This window comes from Pirellulales bacterium, assembly GCA_035546535.1.
GTDB lineage: Bacteria > Planctomycetota > Planctomycetia > Pirellulales > JACPPG01 > JACPPG01.
In genome coordinates, this window is sequence record DASZWQ010000163.1 from 1 (window position 1) to 9,514 (window position 9,514).

Sequence of the window (9,514 nt, forward strand, 5' to 3'; positions counted from 1 at the left end):
CTCGCTCTTGGTTTTGCCTTGCACCAGGCGCGTTTCCGCGTTCACCTTCTCGGCCGCCTGCTGCTTCAGACTTTCCTTCCCCTTGAGTTCTTGTTCGGCCTGGAATTGCTTGAGGCGAACCTGGTTCTTCTCGCGCTCGACGCGTGCCAGCTCGCGTTGCGCGATCTGATCGGCCAACTCCTCGGGCGGACGCAGGTCGGCCAGCGTTACGGCGCGGATTTCGACCCCCAGCTCGGCGCAGCGCGGCTTGACTTTCGACAGCAACGTCCGCTGCAGCGCTTCGCGGGCGTTGGTCGTCTTCGTGTCGCCGGCTTCGCTTTGTACGAGAATGAAATCGCGGGCGTCGAAGTTGCTTCCCTCGATCCGCGCGTAGCCGCGGATGTGCGGCAGCAGCACCTTCTGCAACACCTCGTTCGCTTCCTTCTCCTTATCGCTCGAATCGGCCTGGTGAATTACTCCTTCATCGGTCAGCCGCACCAGCAGCTCTGGTGCTTTCTCCGGACGTACCGCGTATTCCACGACCACCTGCGGCTTGATGATGAAGCCGTCACGCGATGGAAACTCGATATCCGTCAGCTCGACACGGTGGCTGCGGACTTCGATCGGAGTGATCGTCTCGACGAATGGATTTATGTAATAGGTGCCGGGAGAAACGGGCGTTTGCTGCACGCCGCGATAACCATCAGGCACGACATAGTTACCCCGCGCAGGGTCGGGCGACAATTTGCGCGGATCTTGCCCCACTTTCAAACATCGCACGCCGACCTGCTCGACGCGCACTTCGACCGCCGGCACCTCCTCCCACGCATAGGCATAGGGATTCAAGCGGTAACTGCCCGGCAATAGCACCTCGCGCAGAATACCGCGCTCGCCGTCAATGGGATTGTCGTTGTCCTGATGCGCCAGGATATCGCCGACGGTCAAGCGCTCTTCCGGAATGTCGCGACCAAATTGTCGGGTCAATACCAGGCATTTGCCCACCGGCACGTGAACCATCTGATGAACTTCGTGGCTCCAGAACAACGGATTCAGAAAGTGGCGTCCCTCGGGCAAGACCTCGAACATCACGCCCTTGTACGAGGGATCGGGCGCCACGATTTCTCCTTCGGACAGGTTCTTACCCCACCGATGAATGCGCACCAGATACTTTCCGGGGCCAACCTCGATCCGCTCGACCTCCCATTGCCACAGGAGGTACACGATGCCGAGCGCCACGATCACGGCGATCGACGTCGTCCAAAACTTGGACTGCTTGAGCAGGTTGATCATTTCGATGTCCTCAGGCTCGGTCGCGTCAGGACCGGCGGTTGTCGTCGCGAGGAGAATGTTCCGGGCCGGCGTCCGGCGCGACACCGGGAGCCGTTGGCGTCAGAACGCTCTTGTCCGCAACAACGGGCGTGGCAATTTTGGCCCGCAACTGGGCTATCTGCGATTCGAGCACCGGCAAATCGATCGCCGCCGGATGCGCCGCGTCGGTCAGATCGGTGGTATCGACATAGACCCGCTCCAAGGCGCGGGCATTGATTGCCTTTTCTTGCACGATCCCTTCGGCTTTTTTCCAATCGGCGACCGCGTTGAAGGGATCGAAACGGCTGGCAATCGCGTACTGCTGTTCGGTCGACTTGGCTTCGGCCAACTGACTGAGCAGGATACTGCGGCCGACTTCGTACTGACGCAGTTGCAGCTCGAGCAAGTACAGGCGTCGCCGCGATTCGCTGATCAAATTCGACTGTCGCGCCAGTTGCTCCTGAAAGCTGTCGATCGCCTTGCGCTCGAGGTTCAACTTATACAACGCAGCCTTGGCCCCCAGATCGTCTTCTTGCGTGACGTGCTGGCGGGCCTCGGCTTCGAGGACACTGACGTTCTCTTCGCTCTTTTGCAGGTTGTTGCGCAGCTCCACCTCGACGGCTTCGGCTTGTGCCAGGGCCGAACGCACGGCACGGATGTGGTCCTGATGCTGGCGCAGGACGTGCGCCAACAGTTCTTCAGGCTGCAGCCGCCGCTGAAAGAGCCAGTGGTAGCCAAACTTGATGCCGCGTCCCAGCTTTCGCGGGCCGACGACCAGCAACAACAACAGAACAGGCAGACCGAACCACAAGATGAATCGAACGAGTAGTCTGTCGATAATTCCCATAAGCTGGCCCTACCAGGGGCCATCGTTCGACCGCAATGCACGCTCCCAAGGACTGACTAGTCCCTGAGGCCGCCACGCGGGCCCCCGACCATGTGGTCGCCAAGGTATTTTAGCCCCTCCTGAGGCGAATAGCGATCGGCCGAGAAACAAACGCAAAGCCGTAAGTCTTTATGCGGCAATGAAAATCGGCCGACTTTGCAAATGACAGGTGACAGCTTCCGGGCCCTGTCCGCTCGGCAATGGGGCGTGAGACGGCCGTGCAAATCACCCGGCTTGGCTGTCGAATCGTCTTCAATCGCCTTGGACGTCGAATTGCTTGGCGCTGGCCTGGACGATCGACCAGGCCGCCGACTCCGCCTTCGCAATGTCGCAATCGTTCGATGTAACGGCAACCGTCATGTTCGTGTCAGGTATGAACACGAGCAAGGCATACCACATGGTGTTCGATCCATTGTGCCAATACGTAACGTGCGGAAGCTCGTCGGTCGCCCTCTTCTTTACCCAGCCGTAAGCATAATTTTCGAGATGAGGATCATGCAGCCGCTTATAGGTTTCCGCGGCGAGCAGCTTCCCGCCACGCAGGTGCTCGTTCCCGTAGCGGCACAGATCCGCCAGCGTCATGTGAACGGTCCCGGCCGGGCCGATGATGGGAGTGACGTCCGACTTGTCACTCACGGCCGTTTTCTTGTCGCGCGTCCTGATGTGACCGCGGGGTTGATCAAGCGTTTCTTCTGGGCTCTTCGGCGCGCCGAACCCGGCGCTGGCAAGCGCAAGCGGCTCGAAGACTTCCCGTCGGACGAGATCTTCCCAGCCCACGCCGGTTGCCGCCTCGGCCATGGCCCCGGCGATCGTGTATCCGATATTGGAATAGGCGTACTTCTCTCCGGGCGTGCTTGCCGGTTTCTTGCTGATCACGTCCATAACGGCCTCCCGGCGCTTCTGGGTACATTCCGGACCGATCGCAGGTCGCAACAGCAGCACCAACATCGGGAAATTCGCCGGCGCCCCCGAAGTATGCGTGAGCAGTTCCGAGAGCGAGACCCGTTTCCAGTCGTCGTGGACCCGTGCGTCAGGGAAACGCTCACCGATCGAGTCGGACCATTGCATCTTTCCCGCCTCGACCAACCGCGCGATCATCGTCGCCGTGATTGATTTGGTAATCGAACCGATATGCCAGCGATCCGCGAGCTCGAGCGGCACGCCGCTATCGATCTTGCGCTCGCCGTCGACGGCAGTCGCCACGACCTGGCCGTCGACCATCACGATAGCGCCCAGGCCGACGAGTTGATTCTGTTGGCGGAGATCGGTGATCAGACGCGCGAGCCAGGCGCCCGACGGGCCGTCGCTTCGAGATGCCTGCCCATCGCTGGACGCCACGGCAGCTACCGGCTCACCTCGATCTTCGACGGCCGACGCTTGCGATACGCTGAGCAAAGCCAGCAAAGTGAAAAGACGGCGGGCGTCGATAGGAATCATCATTTCTCTCGTTGCGCGTGCTGCGCGCGTGTGGTTTCAACGCCCAACGCCATGCTCCGGCTTGCCGAGCCGTTGGGATTGGCGCCGTGAGGTCGGCTTGCGCCGAATCCAGGAGTTACGCCAGTTGCTCGACGATCTGGGCCATGGTGATGCGTCTGTCCGTGGGTTGGCGTACGAGTGCTTCGCGGAGGATTCCTGCAAATGGCTCGGACAGTTCTGCGACGAACTTGGCGCTGTCGAACTGTTCGATGGCCATGAGTGATTCCAGGATGCTCTTGCCGGAGATCGCCGATTTCCCGGTGAGCATTTCATAAGTGATCAGGCCTAGCACGAACACGTCACTTGCGGCGGATGCGGGTTCGCCACGGGCCTGCTCCGGGGCCATGTAGCGAGGCGTCCCGCTGATACGCGAACCGGATGATTCGTTCCACTCAATTGTATTATCGCGGTCTTCCAATGCCGAAACGCGTTGGGCCAGGCCGAAATCCATGATCTTGATCGCGCCGCTCGGCGTGACCATCAGATTCGCCGGCTTCAGGTCGCCGTGAACGACGCCCGCGGCATGCGCGGCCGCCAGACCTGCCGCAATCTGTCGGCCAAACGCGGCCACGACGTCCGGCGCCATCGCGCCGGCCTTGATACGGGCGGCCAGCGTCTCGCCGGCGACGTACTCCATCACGATCATCGGCGCGCCGTTGGAATCATCGACCGCGTGTACGGTGCAGACATTCGGGTGATTCAGCGCGGCCGCGGCTCTTGCCTCGGCTAAAACTCGATCGCGAGTCGCATCGCCCGACGGCAGGACTTTCAGGGCCACGGTGCGGTCGAGCACCAAGTCGTGGGCGCGGTAGACCACGCCGAATGTGCCTGAGCCCAGGAGCGATTCCAGCCGATACTGCCCCATCACCCGGTTGGGTCCAAGTTGTTCGAGGACATTCAAGGGTGCCTGGCCGATAGTACGCTCGGCAGCGCACAATCCGCCGCTCTGCAGGCCATCCAGCACGCGAAGGATCTCGTCGCTGCTGCGACCCACGGTTAAGTTGTGGACGACCTGGTATTGCAAAACGCCGTTGGGGTCGATGATGAACAGTCCGCGAAGCGCCATGTGGCCACGCTCGACAAGCACTCCGTATGCCTTGCAGACCTGGCCCTCAGGATCGCTCGCTAGTGGGAACGTGAGAGGTCCGATGCCCCCCTGCGACGGCGCGCAGGTCAACCAGCGCGCATGGGTGTCGATCGAGTCCGTACTAACCGCCAAAACATCGCAGTGCCGCTCGCGAAACTCCTCGATGCGGTCGCTCAAGGACGTTAGCTCTGTCGGGCAGACGAACGAGAAATCGCGCGGATAGAACATCAGCAACAGCCAGCGGTCAAGGTAATCGTCGAGAGTTGCCTGACCACGTTCAGATCCGAGCCCATTGACAAGGGACAGAGAGAATGCGGGCGCTCGGGTGCCTACTTTGGCTTCACGTGTCATCTTCAATAACCGTTTCCATGGAATAGATCTTGTCGGACTTCGCCTCACGGCAAGGGAGCACGAATCGCCTGGCCAGGGGCGACCGCATTTTGCAACTGCCCCTCCTTGACCACCGGTGTTCCGGCGACCAAGACCAGTCGAAACCCCGCCGAGTATTCGGCCGGCCGTTCGAATGTCGACCGGTCGATGACCGTTTGCGGGTCGAACACCACCAGATCGGCATCAGCGCCGGCTTGCACTCGGCCCTTATTCTTCATCATGGGCACGCGATGTTCCAATCGTTGAGCCGGCATGATCGTCATCTTCCGGATCGCGTCGATCCAAGAGAGGGCACCCTGCTCGCGGACATAACGTCCCAGGACCCTTGCATAGGTGCCGGAGCCGCGCGGATGACCTTTGCCGCCGTCGAGAAATCCATCGCTGGCGATCATCGTCAGCGGGTTGGCCACCGTTTCGCGCACCATCGCCTCGGGCATCGAGTGAATGATCACGAGCCCCCCAACGTCCCGGTAGCGCGCGAATGTCTCGGCGGTCAACCGTTCGCCGGTTGCCACCCATTGCAGATCGCCGTAGCTGACGCCCAGAGCATCCTGCCAACCTTCATCGAAAATGGCCGAACGAATGGCGCTCATCGACGCCGTGTAGGGGTAGCATTCGGTGGTGACATCCAATCCGCGCGATCGCGCCCCGGCGATAGCTGCCAGCAGGCGCGATGTATTGCGCAGTCCCATGCTCGACGCGTGAACGACGTGCAGCGAAGCGCCGGTAATGGCCGACGCCGCCACGACCTCCTCCAAGGCGGCCATGCTGCTTTGCGGCTCTTTTTCACCGGCATGGCGAATGTGGACGAAGCAGGCCGCCTCGTGCTTGCCAGCGGCCCGAAACATCTCCAAGATTTCCCAGCGCGAAGCGCCGGGCGTGTACTGGATGCCCAAACCCACTCCGACGGCGCCGCGCTGTAATCCGTCCTCGACAAGGCGCCTCATCTGGTTGATTTGAGAATCCGTGGCCTCGTCCTGGGCCGCTCCGCCTTCGGGAAGCCGCGTGACGGGCCCTCCCAGCACGCGCATGCGGGCCCCGATGTGACCCGCGGCCACGCCGTAGTTGATCAGCGACTTTCCCTGGCGCTGGGCGTACCAGTCATCGACGTCGAGGGTGCCGATTTCCAACTCCAGAGCTGTCGTCACGCCGTCCATGGCTTTGTAGCGATAGTTTTCATCCGTTTGCCCGTGCGAGTGCAAGTCAATGAAGCCCGGTGCGACGATCATGCCGCCGGCATCGAACCTGGCAACCGCATCGAGCCGATCCTCGCTAACGGCTCGAATCGAATTGCCGATGATGCCCACATTGCGCACGGCATCCAGTCCGCTTACTGGATCAAGGACTCGCCCGCCTTCGATCACCAGATCGTAGCGGGCAGGAGCGGAAGGTGGTTCCGCCGCTATCGCCGGTACGGTACTGGCAAAGACCGCACAACCGGCGAGCAAAACATGCCGCAAAGGACGGTACACAGTGAGCCTCCGAAATCAAATTGCGGGCAGCCGGTTGGCTGGCTAGTTCAAACTGCTTCCACCAGCGCCAAGTCTGGCGAGCCTTGGAGCAGGCCCATTCTACTGCGCTTGCGCGTGCGAAGAACGCATTAGGGGCCTTCTCTCATGGTCAGCGACAAACTGCGACCGGCCGAAGATCCGCCGCCGGCACTCGCCGGGGGGAGTGAAATCGGCATAATTGCACAGGTGCCCCTGTAGCCTGCCTGACACGTTAAGCCTCCTCTTCTTGCAGCGGTTCCATGCCCCTCGTTACCGTGAGCGACCTTTCCATTGGCTTTCGGGGGCGTACCCTGCTCGATGCGATTTCCTGTCAGATCGAGCCTGGCCAGCGCATCGCCTTGTTGGGCCGCAACGGCGAAGGGAAGACGACGTTCATGCGGCTTTTGTGCGGGCAGATCGAACCCGATTCCGGCCAGATCGCGCACGCAGCAACCGTGAAAATCGCGATCCTGCCGCAAGACGTTCCCCAGGATATCGCCGGTACGATCCGCGAAGTCGTCGCGCTTGGGCTGCTGAACCGGGAAGCTGAACCGGAAATGGCCTGGCGCGACGAACAGCAAATCGACCGCATCCTGGCCGAGATGGAACTGCCGGCTGCCGACCGCTTCGAAACACTTTCCTCAGGCATGAAACGGCGCGTGCTGCTCGCTCGGGCGTTGGTCTCGTCGCCTGACTTGCTGCTGCTGGACGAACCGACGAACCATCTCGACATCGACGCCATTCGCTGGCTGGAGGAATTTCTCGAGCGCCTGAGCACGACATTGATCTTCGTCACTCACGATCGCGTGTTCCTGCGCCGACTGGCCACGCGGATCCTGGAAATCGATCGCGGGCGGTTATTCGATTGGTCGTGCGACTACGACACGTTCCTGACCCGCAAAGAGGATTGGCTGGCCGCCGAGGAAAAGCAGAACGCGCTGTTCGACAAGCGGCTGGCCGAAGAAGAAGCGTGGCTGCGTCAAGGCATCAAGGCGCGGCGCACGCGTAACGAAGGACGCGTGCGGGCGCTCGAGCAGATGCGGCGCGTGCGCCGCGATCGACCGACCGCGGTCGGTAAAGTGAACCTTGTTATCGCCGACGCGCAGCGCAGCGGCACGCTGGTCGCGGAGCTGGACAGCGTCACGTTCGGGTATGGCGAGCGCACGATCGTGCCTGACTTTTCGGCGACGATCCTGCGCGGCGACAAGATCGGCATCTTTGGCCCGAACGGGGCCGGCAAGACGACCTTGCTGCGGTTGCTGCTGCGACAGCTCGAGCCCGACTCGGGAAACGTTCGCTTGGGAACCAACCTGCAAATTGCCTACTTCGATCAATTGCGCCAGCAGTTGAATCCCGAGGCGTCGGTGCAGGAGAACGTCGGCGACGGCTATGACACCGTCACGATTGCCGGAAAGTCGCGGCACGTGATCGGGTATCTGGAAGAGTTTCTGTTCAGCCCCGAACGTTCGAGGACGCCCGTGCGTTTTCTGTCGGGCGGAGAGTGCAACCGCGTTCTGCTGGCCAAACTATTCGCCAAGCCGGCCAACGTGATCGTCTTGGACGAGCCGACGAACGACCTCGACGCCGAGACCCTGGAGTTGCTCGAAGAACGGCTGGTGCAATTCAGTGGCACCGTGCTCGTCGTGAGCCATGACCGAGCCTTTTTGAACAATGTCGTCACGAGCACTTACGTCTTCGAAGACGGACAGGTGCGCGAGTACGTCGGTGGCTACGACGATTGGCAACGACAACGCGCGGCATCGATTGCTGCAACCGCCCCGCCGCCCCGGCCGAGTGCCAGCACGTCCCCCAAGGAACGTTCGTCGTCGTCGGCTGACGCGAAAGCAGGCACACCAAAACGGCGTCTGAGTTTCAAAGAACGGCAAGAGCTACAAACCCTGCCGCAAACGATCGAGCAACTCGAAGGCGAGATCAGCACGTTGCATCAGGCAATGGCCCAGGAAGATTTTTATCGACAGCCGGGCAAACAAATCGCGGAACAGCAGGCCCGCCTTAAAGAGTTGGAGGTCCGTCTGGCGGAATCCTACGAGCGCTGGGAACAACTGGATCAGTTTGCCGAATAATTCGGCTCGTTGTCGCGACAGCCCGTCGGCAGCTCACGCCATCGCCGCTGCACCGGGCAGCAGCTCCACGGTGTCCGCGATCGTAGCGCTGATGTAGGGGCGGTAAACGCAGCCCCAAAACGACTTCGTCTCGAGCGTGTCGAGCTGCCCGGTCTCGACGTCGAAGAGCGACGGGACATGGACCACGCACCAGCGTTTCGGAAAGTTGCGATGGATTTCCGTGACCAGCGACGGTGAAAAACTGTGACCAACGTAGATGGGCAGCAGTGCATAACCGCATTGAAGCCCAAACGGTACCCACGTTTGCTTGAAGTCGCCGGCAAACTTCCGTAACGCTGAGTAATCGTCGAGCAGCGACTGGTAATCCTCGGGCGTCCTACGAATCAGGAAAACGTAGGTCACCAGTTGCGTCGCGAACCAGCTCAGTCGGAACGGCTCGCGATGCAGAACCGTGATCTCCTGGCCGGCATGTCGCCAGTCGTGAACCGTCCAACCCAAGGCTTCGAATTGTGAGCGTTCGTTCACGTCCGTTCCTGCATTTCGTGGCCAGTAGGTCGCGGAAACTTCTGATGAAACAAGCTTAACCGGGAATGGGGCACGTAAGCGAATATTTCAAAGAGCCAACCATGCCCCTCTTCAACGAGTCCGCAGTGCGGGATCCAACCAGATGGCTATTCCGGCACCGATGAACGCCGCGCCAAACGCCAGGCCGGCAAGCATCAGCAGGAAAGGTTGTCCGCCGAGCAGGAATCCGGCGACGCCGACGACCGTCGAAATTACCCACAGCACCGGCACGTAGCGCGGCAGCTTCGCG

7 protein-coding genes are annotated in these 9,514 nt (G+C 61.1%); 1 reads left to right on the forward strand and 6 read right to left on the reverse strand.

The genetic code is table 11. The annotated features are described in order from the left end of the window. The 5 genes from VHD36_19445 to VHD36_19465 form a co-directional block, all read right to left on the reverse strand. A partial coding sequence (locus tag VHD36_19445; protein ID HVU89512.1) for an SPFH domain-containing protein occupies positions 1–1,269 on the reverse strand: 1,269 nt, incomplete at its 3' end. Between the two features lie 25 nt (positions 1,270–1,294). Further along, a complete protein-coding gene (locus VHD36_19450) occupies positions 1,295–2,098 on the reverse strand; it encodes a hypothetical protein (protein HVU89513.1) in 804 nt (267 codons plus the stop codon). A gap of 327 nt (positions 2,099–2,425) precedes the next feature. Then, positions 2,426–3,613, reverse strand: a complete 1,188-nt coding sequence (locus VHD36_19455) for a serine hydrolase domain-containing protein (protein HVU89514.1) — start codon at positions 3,611–3,613, stop codon at positions 2,426–2,428. A gap of 112 nt (positions 3,614–3,725) precedes the next feature. Next, the gene (locus tag VHD36_19460) at positions 3,726–5,087 is read right to left on the reverse strand and encodes a redoxin domain-containing protein (protein HVU89515.1); all 1,362 of its coding nucleotides are present in this window, start codon (positions 5,085–5,087) and stop codon (positions 3,726–3,728) included. A 44-nt stretch (positions 5,088–5,131) separates the two neighbouring features. Then, entirely contained in the window at positions 5,132–6,598 is a 1,467-nt protein-coding gene (locus tag VHD36_19465) for an amidohydrolase family protein (protein HVU89516.1), read from the reverse strand. 278 nt (positions 6,599–6,876) lie between these two features. On the opposite strand from VHD36_19465, the gene VHD36_19470 reads away from it, so the two are divergent. After that, positions 6,877–8,700: an ATP-binding cassette domain-containing protein gene (locus VHD36_19470; protein ID HVU89517.1), complete on the forward strand. Its 1,824-nt coding sequence runs from the start codon at positions 6,877–6,879 to the stop codon at positions 8,698–8,700. Positions 8,701–8,733: 33 nt separating this feature from the next. On the opposite strand, the gene VHD36_19475 is transcribed toward VHD36_19470, so the two are convergent. Next, complete coding sequence (locus tag VHD36_19475) at positions 8,734–9,225, reverse strand: hypothetical protein (protein HVU89518.1); 492 nt, start codon at positions 9,223–9,225, stop codon at positions 8,734–8,736. Positions 9,226–9,514 lie beyond the last annotated feature (289 nt).

What these genes read in the sequence shown, in the direction of transcription:
- VHD36_19455 (HVU89514.1), bottom strand. Translation starts at nt 3,613, where the DNA reads ATGATGATTCCTATCGACGCCCGCCGTCTTTTCACTTTGCTGGCTTTG.
- VHD36_19460 (HVU89515.1), bottom strand. Translation starts at nt 5,087, where the DNA reads ATGACACGTGAAGCCAAAGTAGGCACCCGAGCGCCCGCATTCTCTCTG.
- VHD36_19470 (HVU89517.1), top strand. Translation starts at nt 6,877, where the DNA reads ATGCCCCTCGTTACCGTGAGCGACCTTTCCATTGGCTTTCGGGGGCGT.